This window comes from Verrucomicrobiia bacterium, assembly GCA_036268055.1.
Lineage (GTDB): Bacteria > Verrucomicrobiota > Verrucomicrobiia > Limisphaerales > Pedosphaeraceae > DATAUW01.
In genome coordinates this window covers 102,707-127,107 of the sequence record DATAUW010000038.1, presented here as the reverse complement: position 1 = coordinate 127,107, position 24,401 = coordinate 102,707, and the positions used below count along the sequence as shown (strand labels likewise).

The 24,401-nt window shown below is 57.1% G+C and carries 16 protein-coding genes; 13 read left to right on the top strand and 3 right to left on the bottom strand.

All coding sequences use genetic code 11. The features are described from left to right. The first annotated feature begins 505 nt into the window (after nt 1-505). From VH413_19710 to uvrB, 13 genes are all read left to right on the top strand, one after another. Nucleotides 506-1,843: a Gfo/Idh/MocA family oxidoreductase gene (locus VH413_19710; protein ID HEX3800929.1), complete on the top strand. Its 1,338-nt coding sequence runs from the start codon at nt 506-508 to the stop codon at nt 1,841-1,843. 140 nt (nt 1,844-1,983) lie between these two features. Beyond that, nucleotides 1,984-3,003: an FAD:protein FMN transferase gene (locus VH413_19705; protein HEX3800928.1), complete on the top strand. Its 1,020-nt coding sequence runs from the start codon at nt 1,984-1,986 to the stop codon at nt 3,001-3,003. Between the two features lie 106 nt (nt 3,004-3,109). Next, nucleotides 3,110-5,488: a carbon starvation CstA family protein gene (locus VH413_19700; GenBank protein ID HEX3800927.1), complete on the top strand. Its 2,379-nt coding sequence runs from the start codon at nt 3,110-3,112 to the stop codon at nt 5,486-5,488. A gap of 230 nt (nt 5,489-5,718) precedes the next feature. Then, nucleotides 5,719-6,303 carry a nicotinate-nucleotide adenylyltransferase gene (gene nadD / locus VH413_19695; protein HEX3800926.1) on the top strand — a complete coding sequence of 195 codons (585 nt, stop codon included), beginning with the start codon at nt 5,719-5,721 and terminating at the stop codon, nt 6,301-6,303. A 25-nt stretch (nt 6,304-6,328) separates the two neighbouring features. Next, nucleotides 6,329-6,715, top strand: a complete 387-nt coding sequence (rsfS, locus tag VH413_19690; protein ID HEX3800925.1) for a ribosome silencing factor — start codon at nt 6,329-6,331, stop codon at nt 6,713-6,715. Nucleotides 6,716-6,792: 77 nt separating this feature from the next. Further along, nucleotides 6,793-9,363 (top strand): glycosyltransferase, encoded by a 2,571-nt coding sequence (locus VH413_19685; GenBank protein HEX3800924.1) that lies wholly within the window; start codon nt 6,793-6,795, stop codon nt 9,361-9,363. Then, on the top strand, nt 9,360-10,154 hold the full coding sequence (locus VH413_19680; GenBank protein HEX3800923.1) for a thymidylate synthase: 795 nt from the start codon (nt 9,360-9,362) through the stop codon (nt 10,152-10,154). Before VH413_19685 ends, VH413_19680 begins: the two co-directional genes overlap by 4 nt. Nucleotides 10,155-10,184: 30 nt before the next feature. Next, nucleotides 10,185-10,436 carry a hypothetical protein gene (locus VH413_19675; GenBank protein ID HEX3800922.1) on the top strand — a complete coding sequence of 84 codons (252 nt, stop codon included), beginning with the start codon at nt 10,185-10,187 and terminating at the stop codon, nt 10,434-10,436. A gap of 17 nt (nt 10,437-10,453) precedes the next feature. After that, nucleotides 10,454-10,927 carry a dihydrofolate reductase gene (locus VH413_19670; GenBank protein HEX3800921.1) on the top strand — a complete coding sequence of 158 codons (474 nt, stop codon included), beginning with the start codon at nt 10,454-10,456 and terminating at the stop codon, nt 10,925-10,927. 64 nt (nt 10,928-10,991) lie between these two features. Beyond that, on the top strand, nt 10,992-11,834 hold the full coding sequence (locus VH413_19665) for an MBL fold metallo-hydrolase (protein HEX3800920.1): 843 nt from the start codon (nt 10,992-10,994) through the stop codon (nt 11,832-11,834). A 102-nt stretch (nt 11,835-11,936) separates the two neighbouring features. Further along, nucleotides 11,937-13,511, top strand: a complete 1,575-nt coding sequence (murJ, locus tag VH413_19660; GenBank protein HEX3800919.1) for a murein biosynthesis integral membrane protein MurJ — start codon at nt 11,937-11,939, stop codon at nt 13,509-13,511. 521 nt (nt 13,512-14,032) lie between these two features. Then, on the top strand, nt 14,033-18,013 hold the full coding sequence (locus tag VH413_19655; GenBank protein HEX3800918.1) for a hypothetical protein: 3,981 nt from the start codon (nt 14,033-14,035) through the stop codon (nt 18,011-18,013). A gap of 48 nt (nt 18,014-18,061) precedes the next feature. Further along, nucleotides 18,062-20,116, top strand: a complete 2,055-nt coding sequence (gene uvrB / locus VH413_19650; GenBank protein HEX3800917.1) for an excinuclease ABC subunit UvrB — start codon at nt 18,062-18,064, stop codon at nt 20,114-20,116. A 25-nt stretch (nt 20,117-20,141) separates the two neighbouring features. Here uvrB and VH413_19645 read toward each other — a convergent pair whose 3' ends face one another. From VH413_19645 to VH413_19635, 3 genes are all read right to left on the bottom strand, one after another. After that, entirely contained in the window at nt 20,142-20,702 is a 561-nt protein-coding gene (locus VH413_19645; GenBank protein HEX3800916.1) for a YqgE/AlgH family protein, read from the bottom strand. Nucleotides 20,703-21,110: 408 nt separating this feature from the next. Then, complete coding sequence (locus VH413_19640; GenBank protein HEX3800915.1) at nt 21,111-22,256, bottom strand: protein DA1; 1,146 nt, start codon at nt 22,254-22,256, stop codon at nt 21,111-21,113. Nucleotides 22,257-22,385: 129 nt separating this feature from the next. Further along, entirely contained in the window at nt 22,386-24,224 is a 1,839-nt protein-coding gene (locus tag VH413_19635; protein HEX3800914.1) for a transketolase, read from the bottom strand. Between the last annotated feature and the right edge of the window lie 177 nt (nt 24,225-24,401).

Sequence of the window (24,401 nt, the reverse complement as noted above, 5' to 3'; positions counted from 1 at the left end):
CGCACGGCCACTGGGGGAAGGGGAACAAATTTCAAGGTTTCAGCGGGGAAGTTTGGTCGGAAGGTTTCGTGATTAGTGAAGGCAACTGGATTCGCGCGGGTGGATAAGATGATGCTCGCCTGGGATCGCTTCGCTTCGCTCGATATAGAAATGAGTGGTTTCTACGAGGATTCCCTCAACTGAAAGTTGAGGGTTAATGAGAAGCGGTGGGCGAGTGGATGAGGTTTGGTTCCAAGAGGAAAATCCTTTCGTCCCTGGCGGGACTTGAATTACGACGGATGGGAACCCAGCAATAAATTGCTGGGCTAATATCTGTCGTCCCTGCGGGACTTGGACGGCTGCGCGGCAGCGCAGCCCTACTGTGCGGTGGGCAACATGGATGCGCATTTGACGTCATAGGAATTAGCTTTTGGGATTGTCAGTTGGGATGGGGAAGAATACGTTTGCCAGCGAACCCATGAGCGCGCCGTCGAGATTCGTTGGCCACATTTACAAATATAATTATATGAACGAAACAAATCAGTCCTCATTTGAATCGCAATTAAATCGCCGCAGTTTTCTCAAAACCACTTCGGCGGCGGTGGTGGGCAGTGCGTTGCTCGGCAGCGCGTCGGCGCAATCGGCGTCGGACGACACGATCAAGATCGCGCTGATTGGTTGCGGCGGCCGCGGTTCGGGCGCGGCGGCGCAGGCGTTGAGCACGAAGGGGAATGTGAAACTCGTCGCGATGGCGGATGCTTTCGACGACCGTTTGAAATCGAGCCTGGAGAATTTGAAGAAGGCGCATCCCGACCGCGTGGACGTGCCGGAAGACCGCCAGTTCATCGGGTTCGACGCGTATCAAAAAGCGATTCCGCTTGCGGACCTGGTGATCCTCTCGACGCCGCCGGGATTTCGCCCGATTCATTTTGAAGCGGCGGTGGCGGCGGGAAAAAATATTTTCATGGAGAAACCCGTCGCAGTGGATGGGCCGGGCATCCGCAAAGTGCTGGCGGCGGCGGAAATCGCAAAGCAAAAAAATCTCAAGATTGGCGTCGGCTTCCAGCGGCATCACCAGATTCAATACATCGAAGCCATGAAGCGGTTGCATGACGGCGCGATTGGCGACATCCATACGGTGCGCGTTTATTGGAATGGCAACCGGCCGTGGCTGCGCCCGCGCAAACCCGGCATGAACGAAATGCAATTCCAGATGACGAACTGGTATTATTTTTCGTGGCTGTGCGGCGATCATATCGTGGAGCAGCACATTCATAATTTGGACGTGGGCAATTGGATCAAGCAGGCGCATCCGATTCGCGCGGTGGGAATGGGCGGCTGCCAAACCAAACGCGTCGCGGACAACGGAGAAATTTTTGATCATCACGCGGTGGAGTATCAATTTGCGGACGGTTCGCGGATGTTCAGCCAATGCCGGCACATGCAGGGTTGCTGGGACGCGGTTTCTGAACACGCGGTGGGCACGAAGGGCACCGCGGATCTTCAGGATGGCCGCGATTTCATCATCAAGGGAGATAACGCGTGGCAATTCAAGGACGGCAAGACCTCGCACATTTCGCCGTATCAAGTCGAGCACGACGATCTCTTCGCCGCGATCCGCAACAACACGCCTTATAACGAACTGATCATCTACGGCGCGAACAGCACCCTGACCGCGATCATGGGCCGCATGGCGACGTATTCGGGCCGGGAAATCACGTGGGAAGAAGCGTTGAATTCGGAAGTGAATCTGGCGCCGAGCGAATATTCGTGGGACGCGATTCCGAAGGCGGCGGTCGGGCCGGACGGGCTTTATCCGATGCCAATTCCGGGCGATCCAGAGTGGCTGAAGAAAGTGGTTTAATCGTTTAGAAGATTATTTTATTTCGCGAAAGCGCCGGCGGCGCAGATTGCCCGCCGGTGTTTTATTTTAAATATGTGCGCACGCAAATTCATGGAGGCACAAATCATTTGAGAAGATTGGCGGGATTATTTTTTTGCGGAATGGTTGCGCTGCTGTTGGCGGGTTGTCACTCGGTAAAAGACAGCGAGGCGCTGGCGCGTTTTGAATTCAACGAGCCGCACATGGGCACGTTGTTCAGCATCACGCTTTACGCGCGTGACGCGGGCGAGGCGAACGCGGCGGCGGAGGCGGCGTTTGCGGAAGTGGCGAAGCTCGATCGCATGATGACGGATTACGATCCGTCGAGCGAGTTGATGCAACTGTGCCGGCGACCGGTGGGCGAGCCGACGCGGGTGAGCCCGGAATTGTTTGAGTTGCTCGCGGAATCGTTGCGCGTGGCGCGGGAGACGGACGGGGCGTTCGACATCACGGTGGGGCCGTTCGTGCGGGCGTGGCGGGCGGCGCGGAAGAGCAAGATTTTGCCGAGTGCGGGGGAATTAGCGCGATTGCGCGCGAATGTGGGCTATGAACACGTGCGGCTGGATGCAAAAACGAAAACGGTGACGTTGCTGGCGCCGGACATGCAACTGGATTTGGGTGGCATCGCGAAAGGTTACGCGGCGGACAGGGCGTTGGAAAAAATGCGACGCTACGGCGTCACGCGCGCGCTGGTCGCGGCGAGCGGGGACATTGCGATCGGCGACGCGCCGCCAGGCAAGGCGGGCTGGCGTGTGGGAATCGCGGCGCTGGACGGCGCGGCGGGGGAACTGGCGCGGACGGTGCTGCTGGCGAACGCGGGGGTTTCTACTTCGGGCGATTCGGAACAAAATGTGGAGATCGGCGGCGTGCGTTACTCGCACATCATTGATCCGCAAACCGGGTTGGGGATGACGAATCATATTCAGACGACGATCATTGGTCCGAATGCAACAATCACTGATGGCCTCGATACACCGACAGCGATCATGGGCGTGGAGCGGGGGATGAAGTTGATCAATGGGCAGCGCGGGTTGGCGGCGTTGTTTGTCGTGCGCGAGGGGATGAAGGTTGAAACGGTGGTGTCGAAAGAATTTGCGCGGCGGTTTGGGGTGGGTGGGGATACAGTGATTATTTATAGATGAGAAGCAAGGATGTGGTGGGGGACCGAAGCCTTTTTCAAATCTGAAAATCCTAGTGTCAGGGCTGGTTTTGTTTTATGAATAGCCGATAGCACGAGTTTGCTTTTGCATGAAAATTACTCTGGCCAATGTGTTCTGGCTGATCGTGGCACTCGCGGGCGGATTGGCGTTCGCGGTGCTCACGGCGCACCACGGCGATTCCATCAATTCGATTTACATCCTGATCGCGGCGCTTTGCAGCTACGCGATTGGGTATCGCTTTTATTCCAAGTGGATCGCGGCGCGTGTTCTGATGCTCAACGACCGCCGCGCCACGCCGTGCGAGGTCAAGGACGACGGCAAAGATTTCGTGAAGACGAACAAGTGGATCGTCTTTGGGCATCACTTCGCCGCGATCTCGGGGCCGGGGCCGCTGGTCGGACCGGTGCTCGCCGCGCAATTTGGTTATTTGCCGGGGACACTGTGGATTCTCATTGGCGTGGTGCTCGGCGGCGCGGTGCAGGATTTTGTGATCCTTTTCAGTTCGCTGCGGCGCAACGGAAAATCGCTCGGGCAAATGGTCAAGGAAGAGATGAACACCACCGCCGGGTTTGTCGCCGTGATGGCTATTCTCGCCATCATGATTATTTTGCTCGCGGTGCTCTCGCTGGTCGTGGTCAATGCGCTGGCGGAAAGTCCGTGGGGAATTTTCACCGTGGGCGCGACGATTCCCATTGCGATGTTCATGGGTGGTTATCTGCGTTTTGTGCGTGTGGGAAAAGTTTTGGAAGCGTCCGCGATTGGCGTCGTGCTGCTGCTGCTCGCGGTGTGGGGCGGACAATTCGTTTCGAGCCACGCGAACCTCGCGCATGCATTGGCGTTCAAACCCGAACCGCTCGCGTGGGCTATTATTATATATGGCCTGGCGGCGAGCGTGCTGCCGATCTGGCTGCTGCTTGCGCCGCGCGATTACTTGAGCACGTTCATGAAGCTGGGCACGATTTTCGCGCTGGCATTGGGAATTTTTCTGGTGCTGCCGCATCTCCAAATGCCGGCGTTGAGCCGCTTCATTGATGGCACGGGACCGGTCGTGCCGGGAAAATTATTTCCGTTTTGTTTCATCACGATTGCGTGCGGCGCGATTTCCGGTTTTCACACTTTGATCGCCAGCGGGACGACGCCGAAAATCATGTCACGCGAAACGCATGCGCGCGCGGTGGGTTACGGCGCGATGTGCCTGGAATCGCTGGTGGCGATCATGGCGTTGATCGCGGCGTGCACGTTGCAGCCGGGAGTTTACCTGAGCATGAACATGAAAGGCGACCCGGCGGCGACGGTGGCCAGAGTTTCGTCGTGGGGATTTCCGGTAACAACCACGCAGATGGCGCAACTCGCCGCGCAAAGCGGTGAAAAAACTTTGTTTGGCCGCACGGGTGGCGCGGCGACGCTCGCGGTGGGGATGTCGCAAATATTTTCCAAAGTGGTTCGCGGCCACGGGCTCGATCTGTGGTATCACTTTGCGATCATGTTCGAGGCGTTGTTCATCCTGACGACGCTGGATGCGGGCACGCGCGTGGGGCGATATTTATTGCAGGATGTTTTGGGCAACGTGTGGGCGCCGCTGGGCGATACGAAAAATCTAGTGGCCAACGCCGGGGCGAGCGTGGTCATGGTCGGGTGCTGGGGATATTTTTTGATCCAAGGCGTTCGCGATCCGCTGGGTGGCATCAATTCACTATGGCCGCTGTTCGGAATCGCGAACCAGCTTCTGGCGGCGATTGCTTTGTGCCTGGCGACGACGGTGGTTTTGAAAATGCAATTAGCGCCGCGGGCTACAGCACAAGCTGAGCCGGTTAAAATTGGAAAACCGGCGTTCGCATTGATCGTGTTCATACCGCTGGTGTGGTTGCTGATCGTGACGATGACGGCGGGTTGGCAGAAAATTTATAGTCCCGATCCGCGCATCGGTTTTCTCGCGGCAGCCAGATTTGAAACTTTTCGCGCAGAGATGCGGGCGAGCGAGATCGTCAAAATTCTCGACAACACACAGAACCCGCAATCGGTCAAAGGCCTGGTGGAGGAGTTGGGCGGATTGCAAATACGGCGCGCCCGATTGCAATTCAATGATCGCCTGGACGCGGCGGTGGCGGCTTTGTTCATGTTGCTCGTGGCGATTATTTCCGTGATCAGCGTTTGGGAATGGTATGGGTTGCTGCGCGGAAAAAATGTGAAGCTGCACGAGAGCGAAGCGGTGTGGCTGCCGGAATATGAATTGGCAGACAGGCCAGCCAATGTGCTCGGACTGGTGGCGCTCGGCTGCGCGCTGGCGAAGGAATTGTCCGGCGAGGCGCATCTGGAGCGCGCGCAGCAACTCGCGTTGAATTGTCCGTGCGCGGAACTCAAGGTGGATTTGCTGGGCGAGCGCAAAGCGGATTGCGGGAAATCGCCGGAGGAACTTTACGTTGAAATGACGGAGAAACGGTTTGACGGGATCAACCGGTGTTGTTGAGGAAGATTAAATTCCGGTCGCGCAAGATGACATTTTTCCGCACGGACCGCGGGTCTATGACCCGCAGCAACGCGCAAAGAAGATTGGCGCTTTAGGCTGAGCCAAGAGCGGCTTGACCGGATGGACCTTGCTGCGGGTCACAGACCCGCGGTCCGTTGGGATGTGTGGACGCGGATTATAGATGATTTTGTGAAACTAATTTTATTGGCTGCTTCGGAAATTAAATTGTTTTGAACTCACTCAAAAAAATCGGCCTCTACGGCGGGTCGTTTGATCCGGTTCATTTGGGGCATCTGCTGGTGGCGCAGGCGGCAATGGAGGAGGCGGGGCTGGAACGATTATTTTTTATTCCGGCCGCGCAATCCCCGTTCAAACCGGATGCGTTGCCGACGCCGTCCGCGCAGCGCACGCGTTTGCTGCGGCTCGCGCTGGCGGGGAAATCGCGGTGCGAAATTGATACCCAAGAGGTCGAACGCGGCGGAGTTTCCTACACGATAGACACGGTGCGGGATTATCGCCGCCGTTTCCAGGACGCGGAATTATTTTATTTGATCGGCGCGGACCATGTTCCATCACTGGCGAAATGGCGCGAGGCGGATGAACTTGCGAAGCTGGTCGAATTCATCGCCATTCCGCGACCGGGCGAAGCGGATGCGGCCTTCGCGGCGCCGTTTCGGGGGCGGACGTTGAAAGGCTTTCCGCTGGGGGTGTCGGCCTCGCAGATTCGCGCGCGGGTGAAGGCGGGCTTGCCGATAGACCATTTGGTGGTTCCGGCGGTGGCCGAGGCTATTCGTAATTATCAGCTTTATCTTTGAGCGAAATTGAGGGAAGCTGCGATAGATGGATTCTAAAAAACTGGCTTTGCTCTGCCGCGAACTCGCGGACAACCGAAAGGCGGAGAATATCGTGATTCTGGACGTGCGCGAGGTATCGTCCGTGACGGATTATTTTGTGGTGGCTTCCGGCACCAGCGAACCGCACCTGCGCGCCATCACCGGCGAGATCACCGACAAGCTGCGCGACGATTACGGCCTGCGCCCGCGCGCGGTGGACGGCACGCTGGAAACCGCGTGGGTCGTGCTGGACTATTTCGATGTCATCGTCCACGTCATGCGCTCCGACATGCGCGAACGCTATAATCTCGAAGGACTTTGGGGGGATGCGCCGCAGTTGAAAGTCCGCAAACCGCGCGCCAAGGCCAAGAGCAAAGCCAAGCCGGCTGAATGATTTCGGGCGGTGGATACGGGGCGAAAACTGTGCGAAATTGCCATGATTAAAGCGCGGGCAGCCGCCGTCTAAGTCACATGGTTTCTCCGGTAACCAGTTCAGGCCGCGTCACCGTGGATGGCAAATTCTTCCGCCTCGGCGGAAAGAAATTCTTTCTCAAGGGCGTTTCCTACGGCCCGTTCGCGCCTGATGGCAGCGCGGGAAATTTTGCGTCGCCCGAGCAGACCGCGCGCGACTTTGCGCAAATCCGCGAACTCGGCGCGAACCTGATCCGGGTTTACTACGTTCCCCCGCGCTGGTTTCTCGACCTCGCCGGCGAGCATGGCCTGAAGGCGCTCGTGGACATTCCGTGGAACAAGCATCTTTGTTTTCTCGATTCGCCCAAACAATGCGAGGAAGCGCGCGAAGCGGTGCGCAAAGCAGCGCGGAATTGCGCGGGCCATCCGGCGCTGTTCGCCTACAGCATCGCCAATGAAATTCCGCCGGACATCGTGCGCTGGAGCCGCGCGGGCGCGGTCGAGGATTTCATTGATGAACTTGTGGCCGAGGCCAAGGCGATTGATCCCGACTGCCTGTGCACATTTACGAATTATCCGCCGACGGAATTTCTGCGCCCGCAAAGCCTGGATTTTCTTTGCTTCAATGTTTATCTGCACCATCAGCAGCCATTCAAAAATTATTTGGCGCGGCTGCAAATGATTGCGGACACCCGGCCGCTGGTGCTGGGTGAATTCGGCATTGATTCGTTGCGCGAAGGCGAGCCGCGCAAGTGCGAAATTTTGTCGTGGCAAATTGAAACGGCCTTTCGCGCGGGTTTGGCCGGCACGGTGGTTTTCAGTTACACGGATGACTGGTGGCGCGGCGGACAGCGCATCGAAGACTGGAAGATGGGGCTCACCACGGAAGACCGGCAGCGGAAAGATTCGTTCCGCGCGGTGCAAAAGATGTTCCGGCTCGCGCCGTATTTTCCGCTCAAGCGGCATCCACGCGTGTCGGTGGTCGTGGCGAGTTACCAGGGCGAACGCACGCTCAACGCCTGCCTCGACTCGCTCAAGGTTTTAAATTATCCCGACTACGAAGTGATTTTGGTGGATGATGGCTCAAGCGATTCCACGCCGCAAATCGCCGCCGCGCATCCGCAGGTGCGATGCTTCCGGCACGAAAAAAATCTGGGCTTGTCTGTGGCGCGCAACACTGGCATTTCGGCTGCCACCGGCGAAATTGTGGCCTTCACCGACGCCGATTGCCGCGCGGATGAGGATTGGCTTTATCATCTGGTGGGCGATTTGCTGGACAGCGAATTTGTGGGAATCGGTGGGCACAATTTTTTACCGCCGGATGATTCATGCGTCGCGGCGGCGGTACTTGTTTCCCCGGGCGGTCCCGCTCATGTGATGCTCACCGACCGGCAGGCCGAGCATATTCCTGGCTGTAACATGGCGTTTTATAAATGGGCGCTGTTGGAGATTGGCGCGTTCGATCCCATTTTTCGGCAGGCGGGCGACGACGTGGATCTTTGCTGGCGGCTGCAACAACGCGGCCTCAAGATCGGTTTCAGCCCGGCAGGTTTTGTGTGGCACTATCGCCGTTCGACCGTCGCGGCGTATCTCAAGCAGCAAAGCGGCTACGGCGAAGCGGAAGCGCTGCTGGTGCGCAAACACCCGGAATATTTTAACATGTTCGGCTCGAGCATGTGGCATGGACGCATTTATACGGCGTCCAAGCACGGTATCGTTGTGCGCTCGCCGATCATTTATCACGGCGTGTTTGGCAGCAGTTGGTTTCAAACGCTCTACACATCGCAACCGGTCGGACTGCTTTCATTCTTCAGCAGCCTTGAGTATCAGGTGTTGACGACGCTGCCGCTGGTGGCGTTGTCCTCGACGTTTCACTGGCTGTTCCCGCTGGCGATCGCGAGCCTGGCGTTGTCGCTGATGGTTTGCCTCGTCGCGGGCGCGCAAGCGGTTCTGCCCAAAAACAAGCGGCGCTGGTGGTCGCGGCCAGTCGTCGCGCTGCTATTTTTTCTGCAACCGATCGCTCGCGGTTGGGCGCGTTACCAGGGGCAGCTTGGATTGCAATCCACGCCGCCGGTCAAGGAGACACTTGATTTTGTCGCCGTGCGCAGCAACGCGAAAAATCTCGGCGAACTTTGTTATTGGGGCGATCAAAGCGTTGACCGTCTTCAACTGGTTCGCGACATCATTGAGCGCCTCGACCGCGAAGGTTGGACGAACAAATCGGACGTCGGCTGGAGTGAGTTTGATGTGGAAGTGCTGGGCAGCCGGTGGACGGACCTGCAATTAACCACCATGGGCGAAGATTATCCCGATCAGAAAAAAATGTTTCACGTGCGGCTGCGCGCGGGCTGGTCGCTGCAAGCCAAACTGGCGTTCTGGGCGGCGCTGGGTTTTGAGTTGCTCGTGATTGGGGTTGTGGGTAAATGGTTGCCGTGGCTGCGGGCGCTGTTGCTGAGCGTGCCGTTGTTCGCGTGGTATCTGGTTTGGGAAAAGCGAAATTTGCAGAGCCTGATCGCGGTGATCGTGGATGACGTGGCGAAGGAACTGCGATTGGAAAAAGTGCCGTTCGTGAAAACCACGGCGACAACGCAATATAAGGCCACGCCGGCGGTCGGAAAATTTAACTCATGATCCAATATCAACAACTGCTTCGTCTGGTGCTCAACGAAGGCAAGTTCAAGGCTGACCGCACGGGAACCGGCACACACGCGGTTTTTGGCGCGCAGGCGCGATATAATCTCGCTGATGGATTTCCCGCGCTGACCACGAAGAAACTGCATCTCAAGTCCATCATTTATGAACTGCTGTGGTTTCTGCGCGGCGAGACGAACATCAAATATTTGAACGAACACGGTGTCACCATTTGGGACGAATGGGCGGACGAAGAGGGAAATCTGGGACGCGTCTATGGCGCGCAATGGTGCGACTGGCGGACGCCGGATGGGCGTTCGATCAATCAGATTGACCAGGTCATCGCGCAGATCAAAAAAAATCCCGACAGCCGGCGGCACATCGTGAGCGCGTGGAATCCGGGCGAGATCGAAACGATGGCGCTGCCGCCGTGCCATGTGTTGTTCCAGTTTTTTGTGAGCGACGGCGAATTAAGCTGCCAGCTTTACCAGCGCAGCGCGGATCTGTTTTTGGGCGTGCCGTTCAACATCGCGTCGTACGCGCTGCTGACGCTGATGGTCGCGCAGGTTTGCGATTTGAAACCGGGAACTTTTGTCCACACCGTTGGCGACTTGCATTTATATAGCAATCACCTTGAGCAGGCGAAGTTGCAGTTGACGCGCGAGCCGCGGGCCTTGCCGCAGATGAAATTGAATCCGGCGGTGAAAAATATTCACGACTTCAAATACGAGGATTTTGAATTGGTGGGATATGATCCGCATCCGTCCATCAAGGCGCCGATTGCGGTTTGACAACGAGTGGCGGACAACAGAGATTGTTGAATGGAGACGAAAGACAAAAAGATTTGGTTCCCGGCAAAGCGTTATGGCTGGGGTTGGGGGCCACCGGTTTGTTGGCAGGGTTGGGTGGTTCTGATCACGTGGCTGGGGGCGCTTTATTTAGGTGCTTATCTTCTGCGGCCGGACAAACATCTTGCGTGGTTCATTCCTTTTGTTATCGGAATGGGAATTATTTTGACCGGCATTTGCTGGATTAAGGGCGAGAAGCCAAGCTGGCGTTGGGGTGGGAAATAATTAGCCGCCGCGATTGCGTGAAATATTTTAAAGCCATCGCGGCGATGTCCGAGAACCGGGTCATCGGCCATGAGAACAAAATTCCGTGGCATCTGCCGGAGGATTTCAAGTGGTTCAAGAAAATGACGACGGGGCAAGTCGTCGTGATGGGGCGGCGGACGTTTGAATCCATTGGGCGGCCTTTGCCGAATCGCGAGACGATGGTGGTTAGCCGGGGAGCGTTTTTATTTCCCGGCGTCAGGACGATTGCGAGTCTCGGGGAGATAGACCTGCAACACGAAGCGCGCGAGGTTTTCATTTGTGGCGGCGCGCAGATTTACCAGGAGGCCTTGCCGCGATGCAGCGATCTTTACCTGACGCTCGTCAAGCGGGTGGTTGAGGGCGATACTTTTTTTCCCGAGTTTGAGACGCAATTCAAATTGGCGGAGCAGGTGATGGAGAGCGCGGACTTCAAAATTCTTCATTACAAAAATTTCATTTTGGGCCGTTAATATCACGGGCAAATTCAATCCTGAGAATCCGCCGCCGCGGCATTAAATTTGCTGAGTTCAGGGCTTGTCCTATTCCTTGTGTTTTAGTAATAATCACGGCGAGCAAGGCCAGAACGAAATTTACATGGGAAAATTTGCATTAAAATTCTTCGGGGTTGGCGATGGTTGGCCTTGTGGCGACCGCAACCACGCCTCCTTTTTATACCGCCTCGGCGACGTGACCATCATGATAGATTGCGGCGAGCCGATCAGCCGCAGTTACAAGGCCAGCGGGCTCGACTACGACTTGGTGGACCGCATTTTTATTTCCCACCTGCATTCGGACCACATCGCGGGGTTTTTCATGCTCATGCAAGGGTTCTGGCTGGAGCAGCGGAAAAAAGATTTGCCCATCAGCATGCCGGGAGATGGCATCGAGCCGTTCAAGAATCTGCTGCACGCGGGTTTGGTCTTTGACGAATTGCTGCAATTCAAGATGAAGTTCGAGGCGCTCAAGCCGAACAAGCCGGTCGCTACGGACGATTGCATCGTAACGGCATTTCGCTCGACGCATCTCGAACAGTTGCGGCGCGCGTTCCAGAAAAAATATAAGCAAAATTTCGAGGCGTTTTGTTTCCTGATCGAGAAGGGGTTGATGCGCATCGGCCACAGCGCGGACATCGGCTGCCCGGAAGATCTGGAGCCGCTGCTGAAAAAACCGCTCGACCTGCTGGTGTGCGAGTTGGCGCATTTTCGCGCGGAAGATCTGTTTCTCTATCTTCAAGGCAAGCAGATCAAGCGCATCGTCTTCGTGCATGTGGGGCGTCCGTATTGGGAAGACTTGAAGCGGACGCAAAAACTTGCCGCGAAGATGCTGCAGGACATTCCTTTTTCATTCGCGCGCGACAACCAGGAAATTCCGCTTTGACGCGGGCGATTTTCGCGCGGGACTTGCGCGTTCCGGCAAATTTTCTTCGGCGCGTGAGTTGATTCTTGCGCCGCAAACTTCCGTCCTTACACTCCACTCGCGATGTCGCAGATGTTGAAATCTTCCGGGGGACTTGCCGCCGCCACCATGATGAGCCGCATCATGGGAATGGTGCGCGAAATGGTTTATGCCTCATTTATGGGAGTGGGGATGGTGGCGGGGGCGTTCCAACTGGCGTTCATGATCCCGAACCTTTTCCGGCGGCTGCTGGGCGAGGGCGCGCTGACGGCGGCGTTCATTCCCATCTTCAAGGAAAAGGAAAAAACCACTTCCGAAGCGGAAATGTGGCGGGCGGCGAACGCGGTGATTTCCGGTTTGCTGGTGGTGGCCAGCGCCCTCAGTGTGCTCGCGATCCTAGGCATCTCGGTCGCGCTCGCGGCGCATCAATTCGAGGAAAAGACCGAACTGATGCTGCGGCTGTTGCGCGTGATGTTTCCCTACATGCTGCTGGTCTGCCTGACGGCGGTTTTCATGGGGATGCTCAATGCGCGCGGGCATTTTTTCATTCCGGCCAGCGGCGCGCTGGTGATGAACGTGGTGATGATCAGTTCGGTTTTCTTCCTCGCGCCGCACATGGGGACGACGCTCGAACAGCAAATTTTTGCCGTGGCCATCGGCGTGCTGGCCTCCGGGGTTTTGCAGGCGCTGTTTCAAATTCCGTGGCTGCGCGGGGAGGGATTTCGTTACCATTGGGTTTCGCCGTGGAAGGATGCGACGGTGAAGCGGGTGGTTCGGCAAATGATTCCGGGCACGATCGGCGTGGCGGCATTTCAAATCAACATGCTCACCACTTATGGCATCGCATTCTGGGTGGATCCGACGATCGCAGCGTCGTTCGTGGTCGCGGTGCGATTGATGGAGCTTCCGCAAGGCGTGTTCGGCGTTTCGCTGGCGACGTATTTATTGCCGACGCTCTCGGGGTTAGCCGCGGAAAAAAAGTACGATGAGTTTCGCCGCACGATGAACCACGGCATTGACTATCTGGTTTTTGTGAACCTGCTGGCGACGTTGATGCTTTTTTTCCTGGCCACGCCGATGATCCGCCTGTTGTTCGAGCACGGCAAATTCGGTCCCGAAGCCACCGCGAAAGTCACGTGGGCGCTGGTATGCCTCTCACCGGGGCTGCTGGCATTTTCGCTGGTCAATATTTTGGCGCGGGCTTTTTATGCGCTCGGCGATACCAAAACGCCGATGCAAATCAGCATCGCGTGTCTCGTCATCAATTTGATATTCGCGATGACATTTGTGTGGAAGCTGCGCCAGGGCGGGCTCGGTTTGGCCAACACCATCAGCGCGTGCTTCAATGTTTCGCTGCTGCTCTACGCGCTGCGGCGCAAGCTGGGGCGGCTGGAATTTGCCAGCCTGCGGAAAATGATGTGGCCAATCCTCGCGGCGGGCGCGGTGGCGGCGGTCCTTGCGGCGGGCATCAGTTATAAATGGGAATCGGCCATCGGCCATAAAGGGTTGGTGCGCCAAATCGGCGAAGTTTTTCTGCCAATGACCGTGGCGGCGCTGGCTTATTGGACGGTGGCATTTTTATTCAAGGTGGCACCCGCCGTTGAGCTTAAAGACCTGGTGTTGCAAAGAATTTTGCCGGGCAAGAGCAACGCCAGTTGATGGTGATCAAGCGGGGTGAGATATGAATCGCAATAAACTTCTTATCATTAGCTCAGGCGTATTGCTGTGCGTGTTAGCCTGCGAATTATTATTACCGCATTTCGATCCGCCAATGCCCGCCGTGCAATATTTTTTTGTAGTGAAGAGGGATATCCCAATTATTTGCCTGCCGATTGTGGCGCCGACGATATGGGCTCTCAAAACTGAGGGGAAAAAGTAGTTCCAATTACTATCACTTACTCGGAGGACGGCATGGATGAAAAGCGTTTTGTGCCGCTCCTACGGAGCCTGGTTTTTGTAGGGTTTTTTTATAAACATGACGCTCCTAACGGAGCTTAAAAGGCAGTCTCTGGCCCCAAGTTCTGTTAGGAGCGTCATGTTTATAAAAGTATTTCGCAGCAGAATTTTTTTGGCTCCGGAGGAGTGGCACGACACGAAATTCGACCGCCGCTAATCCTTGCTTTTTTGGGGTAAAATGGTGTAAGAATACACTTCATTCGGGTCGTTTTCATACTTTGATTATGATGGCATCATGGTTCTCAATTTTTTCCCGGGGAGGGCGTTTCGCAGGGCTGTTTTTTCTGGCAGGTTTTCTAGCTCAATCGGCGATGGCGCAGTCGGGAAATTCGTCCGCCTACACTTGGACGACTTTTGCGGGTACGTCGGGAATCGGCAATGCGGACGGCGTCGGTCAGCGGGCCCAATTTGATCAACCGGCCGGCGTGGTGGTGGACTCCAATGGAACTGTGTTCGTGGCCGACATGAACAACGACACTATCCGCAAGATCACTGCGGCAGGTTTGGTGACAACCATCGCAGGTTTTTCGGGAACGACCGGCAACGCGGATGGGATCAACAACAACGCGCGTTTTTTGAAACCCAGCGCGATTGCGGTGGATCGTTCGGGAAATCTGTTTGTCGCGGACCGGATTAATTTCGAGATTCGCGAGTTGCAGCCGGTGGGGACGAATTGGGTGGTGAGCACGGTGGCGGGTTTTGCGCGTTTCAATCCTGACGGCGATCCGCTCGGCGGCAACATGGATGGCATCGGGACCAATGCGACGTTTGACACACCGTCGGGAATCGCGATTGACGCGGCGGGAAATCTTTACGTGGCGGACACGGGAAATTCCGCCATTCGCAAAATCACATTGGTGGGAACGAATTGGGTGGTGAGCACGCTTCCCGGTTCCGTTGCCAATTTGAATGAGCCGATTGGAATCGCGGTGGACGCCAGTTCGAATTTATACGTGGCGGATTTCGATGCGGGCACGGCCATCAAGGTCACGCCACAGGGAAGCAGTTGGCGTTACACGACGATTGCGGGGGGCGGAGCGGATTCGCCTTTTTTCGGGCCGAGCGGAATCGCGGTGGACAACGACGGAAATGTTTATGTCACGGACAGCGAAAATTGCATCGTCGTAAAACTGACTCCGTCCGGCCAGAATTACACGGTGGACACATTTGCCGGGCAGACTGAATTCGATGGCGATGGTGAACAGATTTTTGGCAACAGCGATGGCACGGGGACGAACGCGCTTTTCAATTCGCCGCAGGGAATCACGGTGGATAGTTCGGGGAATTTATACGTCGCGGACACAGGCAATAATGAAGTGCGCAAAATCACTTCGGCGGCGGTGGTGACCACGCTGGCGGGACTGGCGGCGAGCGCGGGCAACGTGGACGGCGTGGGCCAGGACGCGCGGTTCAGTTTTCCGACGGACGTGGCGATTGACAACGCGGGAAATTTTTATGTGACGGATTCGGGCAACGAAACGATTCGCAAAATCAGTTCGGAAGCGGAAGTCACGACGCTCGCGGGCTCGGTGTCGAACATGGGCAGCGCGAACGGAGCGGGAAACAATGCGCAATTCAACACGCCCTATGGCATCGCCGTGGATGACGCGGGCAATCTTTATATTGCCGACCAGGGAAGCCACACGATCCGCAAGGTGACGGCGGCGGGAGTGGTGACGACCATCGCCGGTTTGGCGGGACATTCCGGCAGCGCGAACGGAAGCAACAGCGTGGCGCGATTCAACGTGCCTTCCGCACTCGCGCTGGATGCGAACACGAATATTTATGTTTGCGATTCGGAAAATTTTACGATCCGCAAAATGACGTTGAACGGGACGAACTGGGCGGTGACGACGTTTGCCGGGAAGTCCGGCACGCCGGGCGGGACGGATGCCACCGGGACGTCGGCGCGATTTGGTTTTCCGTACGGGATCGCGATAGATGCCGCGACCAATTTGTACGTGGCGGATCGGGACAATTTCGCGATCCGGCGGGTCACGGCAAAAGCGGTGGTGAGCACCATCGCGGGCGGGAATGAAGGGACGGCGGACGGGCTGGGAACGGACGCTCAGTTTTATAGCCCGGCGGGCGTGGCGGTGGACGGCAGCACTAATATATATGTGGCGGACAATTACAGTTCGACCATCCGCAAACTCACGCCGGTCGGCTCGCAATGGGAAGTGAGCACCATCGGCGGCCAGCTTTCGACCGTGTTGAATCAGTTTGATAGCCCGGTCGGCGGCAGCGCGGATGGCGCGGGAACGATGGCGCTGTTTTATAATCCGCAAGGCATCGCCGTGGACGGCGCGGGCGATTTGTATGTGGCGGATTTTTTCAACAATACGATTCGCAAAGGGCAGTTCACGGCTTACTCGCCGGTGAACACGACGGTGGTCACACCGGGGATGGGCGGCGCGCTGATGGTCACGCTTTTGCCGTCCGAGGCGCACGGGCAATGGCGTTTTCCGTGGGAGATCGCGTGGCACGACAGCGGATTTACGGCGACAAATCTCGCGGGGGGAAATTATCCGGTGGAATTTCGTGAGGTGCCGGGCTGGCTGGCCATTCCGCCGCGGCTCACGACCAGCAATTTCGTCGTCGTGGCGGCCAGCGGTGTGACGCAGTTGACGAATAGCTATTTTCCCACCAGCGCTCCTTCGGAGGCGGACAGCGCGGACGGTTCGCTGACAATATCGCTGGGCGCGAATCCGCCGGCGGGCGCAGGCTGGCGTTTTCTCGGCGACACGACGCCGTTCTTCGCTTCGAATTTCACGACGAATTTGGTGGTGGGAACTTATCTGATCGAATTTGCGGGACCATTTGCCAATCGCGCCACGCCGGAGAATGAATCCGTGCAGGTGCTCGCGGGCCAGCCGACGGTGATTTCGGTGAGTTATCCGTTCGCGGCGCCGCCGCCGGGCAACACGCTTTTGCCGACGCCAGTGCCGGTGGCGAATATCGCGGACGCGACGAATTTTCCGTTTGCGTTTGACGGGCAGTTGCAGACGGACGTGGGTTTTGGCAGCGGCGTGGTGGTGCAAACGAACGTCGTGTTGACGGCGGCGCATTTGTTGTTTGACGACGAAACGCAATCGTACGCGAGCGGCGCGTATTTCTTTTTGCAAAAGGAATTGCCGACGTACGTGCCGAGCGCGGAGATCGCGCGCGGGTGGTATTTGTTGAGCGGCTACGCGACGCAGCGCACGAACGACCTCAACAGCGGTTTGTTCGGCCCGGATGTTTCGAGCCCGGACTCTCGCAACCTGGATGTGGCGGCGATTTATTTTCAGACGGCAGTCGCAGGCGGCGGGTTCGGCGGTTACCTGCCGTCGGATGCGGTGCCAAATCAATGGCTGAGTGGCAACAGCGAAAAGATGCTGGTCGGTTATCCGGTGGATGGTTCGCAATACGGCGTGGCGAACATCGTCCCGGGCATGATGTATCAAGCGGGGCCGCAACCGTACCCGCTGAACCTGGCGTCGGACACGACGGCGGCGCAGCAGGAGGTTTATACGGCGTCGTGGTTTTTGAGTTATCCGGGCAACAGCGGCGGGCCGTTTTATGTGGAGTTGAACGGATATTTTTATCCGGCGGGAGTTTATTTGGGGACGCTAAACGGGCAATCGGTGGTGCGGGCGATTGACAGCAACGTGACGAACCTGATCACGCTGGCGGCGACGCTGGGCGATGCGGGCACGAACTTCAATGGCGGCGGCGTCATCACGGTGGTTCCGAATCAATCCGTCAGCTTCGCGAATCCGGGTTATTTGCAAGTTGAGCTTGGGCCGCCAGCGGCGGTGGCGGCGGGCGCGGCGTGGTTGTTGCAGCCGCACACGAATTATTCGACGGTAACTAATTTTACCGAGGCGGTTTTTTCGACGAACGCGGTGGTGATCGCGTTCAAGCCGATTCCGGGATGGATCGTGCCGACGAACCAATCCATTACCGTCACGCCGGGGATTATTTCCGCGTCGAGCATTTCTTACACGGTGGCCAATCCGATGCTGGTGATCACGCCGCAAGGGATCGGTCTGCGCGGGACGACCAATACGATTTATCGTATCGAGAGCACGGCGTCGCTGCAAAATCCCAACTGGGTCGGGTTAAGCACGAATACAATTACGTCCAGTGGAGTTAATGTTGTGTTGCCGTTGCCGGTGAATCCGGTGGGGATGTTTTATCGGGCGGTGTGGTTGGGGAGGTGAAAACTTCACTTGTTTGACACTCTTGGGGAACGCCTTTAATTTGCTCGCATGTTCGATTTGGTTTCTTCCTATTCACCCGCCGGCGACCAGCCGAATGCCATCGCGAAACTCACGGAGGGATTGCTTGCGGGCGCGAGGCATCAATCGCTGATGGGGGTGACGGGTTCGGGCAAGACGTTCAGTGTGGCGAATGTGATCCGCAATGTGAACCGGCCGACGCTGGTGTTGTCGCATAACAAGACATTGGCGGCGCAGCTTTACGCGGAGTTCAAAGGATTTTTTCCAAACAATGCGGTCGAATATTTTGTCAGCTATTTCGATTACTACCAGCCGGAGGCCTACATTCCGCGCACGGATACGTTTGTCGAAAAAGATTCGAGCGTGAATGAGGAGATCGAGCGGATGCGGCTTTCGACGATGAGTTCGCTGTTCACGCGGCGCGACGTGGTGGTGGTGGCGAGTGTGTCGTGCATTTACGGCATCGGCAGCAAGGAGGATTATGAGGCGCTGGTGCTGCCGTTGCGGGTGAACCAGGAAATCACGCGCGAGCAGTTGCTTCAGCGGCTCGTGGATTTGCTCTATACGCGAAACGATATTGAATTCACGCGCGGGCAGTTTCGCGTGCGCGGCGATACGGTGGAGCTTTGCCCAGCGGGGCGCGAGGACGCGTTGCGCATTGAATTTTTTGGCGAAGAGATCGAGCGCATCACGCGTTTTGATCCGCTCACGGGGAATAAAATTGAATCGCTGGTATCGGTGACGATTTTTCCCGGCAAACAATTCGTGACGCCCGCCGATAAAATGAAACCGGCGCTGCTATCCATCCGCGAGGAACTCGGCGATCGCATCGCGTGGTTTGAGAAGCAGGGGAAGCTAATTGAGGCGCAACGCATCAAGATGCGCACGGAATATGATTTGGAGATGATGGAGGAAATGGGTTTTTGTTCGGGGATTGAAAATTACACGCGGCATATCAGCGGACGCGCGCCGGGTTCGCGGCCAACGACGTTGTTCGATTTTTTTCCGCAGGATTATTTGCTGGTGGTGGATGAATCGCACGCGACGATTCCGCAGGTGGGCGGAATGTACGCCGGGGATTTTTCACGCAAGACGGTGCTGGTGGATCATGGTTTTCGATTGCCGAGCGCGCTGGACAATCGGCCGTTGAACTTCGAGGAATTTCAAGGCTGGCAGAACCAAACGATTTATGTGAGCGCGACGCCGGGGCCGAAGGAGATCGAGTGGTCGCGCGGGCGGGTGGTGGAACAGATCGTGCGCCCGACGGGATTGATTGACCCGCGCATCACGCTCAAACCGTTGAAGGGGCAGATAGACGATTTGCTGGAAGAGGCGCGCAAACGCATTGAGTTGAAGGAGCGCGTGCTGGTCACGACGCTCACGAAACGCACGGCGGAGGAGTTGAGCGAGTATTTGCGCGGTATCGGCATCAATGTGCGTTATCTGCATAGCGAGATTGATGCGATCGAGCGGGTGGAAATTTTGCGGAGCTTGCGCAAGGGAGAGTTTGACGTGCTGGTGGGAATCAATTTGCTGCGCGAGGGGCTCGATTTGCCGGAGGTTTCGCTGGTGGCGATTTTGGATGCGGACAAGGAAGGGTATTTGCGTTCGACCACGAGTTTGATCCAGACGGCGGGACGCGCGGCGCGGCATTTGAACGGCGAAGTGATTTTGTACGCGGATGTGAAGACGCAGAGCATCCAGAAATTTTTGGCGGTGTCGGAGTATCGCCGGACGAGGCAACTGGCGTATAATGCCGAGCACAATATCACGCCGCGAAGCGTGAGCCGCGCGGTGGAGGAGAGTTTGGCATCGCAACAAACGCTGCATGACAAGGCGAACGCGGTGTTGCAGGAGGGCAATAAAAATTTTGATGTGACGGAAACGGTTCGCGAATTGGAGGAGGAGATGATCACGGCGGCGAATAATTTGGAGTTCGAGAAGGCGGCGTTGTTGCGCGATCAGGTGCGGGAATTGAAGCGCGCGACGGGTGAGGCGCCGGCGGTTGAAAAATCGCGTTCGATCAGTTATGGGAGAACGCGGCGCGGGGGAAAGAGGCAGGTGAAGACAGGTGTGCCGGGGTGAGGAACGGCGAGGCGGTTGGCGGATTTCAGTTCAGCGAGACGTCTTCGGGCAGGTCGGCGAGGAGGCGATATTTCAAACCTTTTTGGCGCAGGATCATTTGCCAGAGTTTTTCGGGCGAGGTGTCGAACACGAGGTCGAGCGATGCCGGATGCGTGAGCCAGGCGTTACGTTTCATTTCGTCTTCTAGCTGGCCCGCACTCCAGCCGGCGTAACCGGCGAACATTTTCACTTTTTTGGTCGCGGAAAAAGATTCGCCGAGTTCGACGAGGGTTTCGAGCGAATGGCCGAGTTCGAGGTTCGGCAGAACGCTGGCATCGGGCAGGAAATTGTCCGAGTGCAGGAAGCTCAGGGCGGAGACTTGAACGGGGCCGCCGAGGTAAAGGGGTTGTTCCTTGAGGAGTTCGGGCACGTCGGCGACGAGCATTTCGCCGAGTTTATTTCCGCTGGAACGATTTAGGACGAGGCCGAAGGCGCCCTCGGCATTGTGCTGGCAGATGAGGACGACGGTGCGTTGGAAAAAGGAGCCGTTGAGCTGTCCGCTGTCCAGCAGTAATTGGCCTTTCAAATATTTTGATGACTCCGTCATGCCATCTGTAACTACTATGGCGCAGACGGAGGGTTTTTGCAATCGGGATTGGATTTAGGGCGAAAAGGAGGAAGGCGGTGCACCTCCGCCCTAAGGCCGGTCGTCCGCGCGGTTATAAAGAATCCAATGCGGCAAATTCTTGGAGGAAACTTTTGATGGGTGGACTCGCGCGGGTGATAAGATGATGCTCGCCTGGGCTCGCCTCGCTTCGCTCGATATAGAAGTGGGATTTTTGCTGAGGTTTCCCCCCAACTGAAGTTGGGGGTTAATAAGAAGTCTTTGCAGGTGTGGGTGCTGGGGAAAATGGATGTGAAAGTTTGGGCGTTCTTGCGGGACTTCGGGCGGTGGAGCGGCAGTGCCACCCCCGTGCGTGTTGAGTATTGGGCGCGGCGTGGAGGGCCAGGATGGTTATTCGGACTTGAGGAAGAGTTGCTTTTTTTCGGGGGAGCCGTCCACCTGGATGGTGACGGAATCGTTGCGGATTTCCAGGCAGCGGACGGTGACGTTGGTGGTGCCGATGCGGACTTTCGCTTTTTCCATGGTTTCAAAAGTCGTATTGTTGATGAGGGCGAAGCGGTCTTTGCCGATGCCGGAAATTCCCTTGAGCACGAGGGTGGTGGGTTCGGGTGTGGGACGGGCGACGGGGAAGCTTAGCAAGGCGGAGGTGGTCGGCGCGGGGGCGGCGGGAACGTAGGCGCCGTTGACGGCGCGGATGCGTTCGAGGGTGGCGATCTCGAGTTTTTCGTCATCACCGCTCTTAATCCAATCCACGACGGAATTGAAGCCGAAATTGGCGTCGGCGGCGATGAGCACATCAATTTTCCCGCGCGTATATTTATTGCGCTTGATGGATTCCATTTCCTGGGTTTCGCCGCGGCTCTCCATGTATTTGTAGGCGACGAGTTCGCAGAAGGCCTCGAGCGTGTCCTTGTCGAGCGCGGCGGTGCGGCCACGGGAGACGTTCTGGCCCATCCAGGCGTGGGTGAATTCGTGAGCACAGACGGCCATAAGACGCGGCTTGCGCAGGTGGCTCAAAATGCAAACCGAATGCACGACGCGATCGCCGGGAAGGCGGTTGCTGGTGGTCGCGCCGTAAATGCTCACGCACGCCTGGCCTTCCTCGGGGGACTTGAAAAGATTTTCGAGATAAAAGCGATTCACGATGGAGAGGATCACATTGGTGTCGGGGAACGTGATAAAACGCGAGAGCAGGCGGTCGAGGTCGTCGCGCGTCTGCTGGCAAATTTGTTTGGCGTCGTCTTCGGACGCGACGATATCCTTGGCGTCGCGTTCGCAGATGACGCGGCCATCGCGCAAGGTCTGGAAATTTTCGCGCACGGGCAATCCGCAAATGAAGCAGCGGTTTTCCAATTTATAGCACGACACGCAAACGGTTTTCTTTTCGTAGGTCGTGAGGTCTTCCATCACGTGGTAATTTTCGGTGATGGGGTCGCCGCAGATATCGCACTTAAGGGCCTGCGCCGAGGCGATGGCGGCCCACGCGAAAAATAACGCGCACAAAGCGCTGAAACGAATGCTCAAAAATCTCGACATAATAATCCGTCGAAAAGTGAGCTTGAAACATGCCAAAATGGCCTTTTTGCTCCTGTCGTGGGCCGTCAAATGCCAAAACAAAAAGGCGCCCGAAGGCGCCTTGGATGAAACTCATTAAATGGCCTGAAATCAAGCCATACTTTTGACGGCTTTGACGATGGCGGCGGCATCAATGCCGTATTTGGCCATCAATTCTTCCGGCTTGCCGGAATGGGGCAGTTCGCGAATGGCTAATTTGTGGACTTTGATGCCATCAGTGCTCAATTCTCCAGCCACGGCATCGCCCAAGCCGCCTTCGGGAGCGTGGTCTTCGACGGTGAGGACGAGGTTGTTGGTTTTTTGCGCGGCGGCGAGAATGACGTCCTTGCCGAGCGGCTTGATGCTGTAGGCATCCACGACGGTGATGCCGATGCCTTCCTTGGCCAAAGTGTCCGCGGCTTTCAAGGCTTCGAACAAAGTGACGCCCGCGCCGATGACGGTGACTTTATCGCCAGCGGCTTGCTTGCGGATTTTTGCGCCACCGATGGGGAATGATTCGTTGTTGTCGTAGATGACCGGGGTCTTGGGGCGCGAGGTGCGGAGGAAGGCCACGCCCTTGTGCAGGGCCATCTGCTCGACAAGTTTTTCGGCGCACACGGCATCGCTCGGATAGAGGACGACGCTGCCCATGACGGCGCGCATCATGGCCATATCTTCGAGAGCCATTTGCGAGGTGCCGTCTTCGCCGATGCTCACGCCGACATGCGAACCGGCGAGCTTGACGTTCGCGGTCGAGATGCCCGCCATGCGGATCTGGTCATACGCGCGGCTGAGAAAGCAGGCGAAGGTCGAGGCGAACGGCACCTTGCCGCGCGTGGCGAAACCGGTGGCGACGCCGACCATGTTTTGTTCCGCGATGAAACACTCGGTAAAACGCGCAGGAAATTTTTTGAAAAACTTGTCCGAGAAGGTTGAATTCTTAGTGTCACCATCCAGCGCGACGATGCGTTCGTCCACGCCGCCGATGCGCGCGAGGGCGTTGCCAAAGGCTTCGCGAGTCGCGACAGATTCGCCGAGCTTGTAAGTGGTCGGCGGATAGCTCGCGGGCGCGGCGTTGGCGGGCAGGGGAAGTTCGCTGGGCGCGGGAATGGGTTCCGCGAGACCGCTCTTGGCCTTGGGTTGCAACTCGGCGATGGCGGTGGCGGCTTCGTCCTTGGAGAGCGCCTTGCCATGCCAGCCGTCCTTGTCTTCCATCAGGGCAACGCCGTGGCCTTTGTTGGTCTTGGCGATGATGGCGAGCGGCTGCTTGCCGAGGCCGGCGGCACCTAGCACTTCGAGAATTTCCTCCATGTCATGGCCGTTGATGACTTCGGTGCGCCAGTTGAAGGCTTCAAAACGCTTGCGATAAACCTCCACGTCGTGGCCGAAGGCGGTGGCCTGGCTTTGGCCGAGGCGATTGCAATCCACGATGGCGACGAGATTGCTGAGTTGATTGACGCCCGCGAGCGAGGCGGCTTCCCAAACGGAGCCTTCGGCGCATTCGCCATCGCCCATCAAAACGTAGGTGCGATAATCGAGATTATCGAGGCGTGCGCAAAGGGCCATGCCGACGCCGACGCCGAGACCCTGGCCGAGCGAACCAGTGGCGACATCCACAAACGCGAGCCGGGGAGTCGGATGGCCTTCGAGATCGCTGTTCAGTTCGCGGAGAGTGAGGAGATGTTCGCGCGGGAACAGGCCGAGTTCCGCCCAGGCGGCGTAGAGCAGGGGAGCGGCGTGGCCTTTGGAAAGAATGAAACGGTCATTGTTGGCGTAGCGGGGATTTTTGGGATCGAAGCGCATGTGGCCGAAGAACAGCGCGGCCACGATGTCCGCCGCCGAGCAGCAGGAACTGGGATGTCCGCTGCCCGCCGCAGTCGTCGCCGCAATGGAATCAATACGCAGTTGGTTCGCGATCCCCGATAAGGCTTCCTCAATATTGGCATTCATTTTTTAATATCTTGGCATTTTAGCGCGGGTCTCACAAAAAGAAAATGTGAAAAACTTTGTGACGATTGGGCAGCGTTTTTTTTTGGCCACGGATGGGAATGGGGAAGGGAAAGGCGGAACGGTGGCTTCGCCCTGCTGTAGGTAGGATATTTTTTTGCTGGTGATACCTATGGAAGG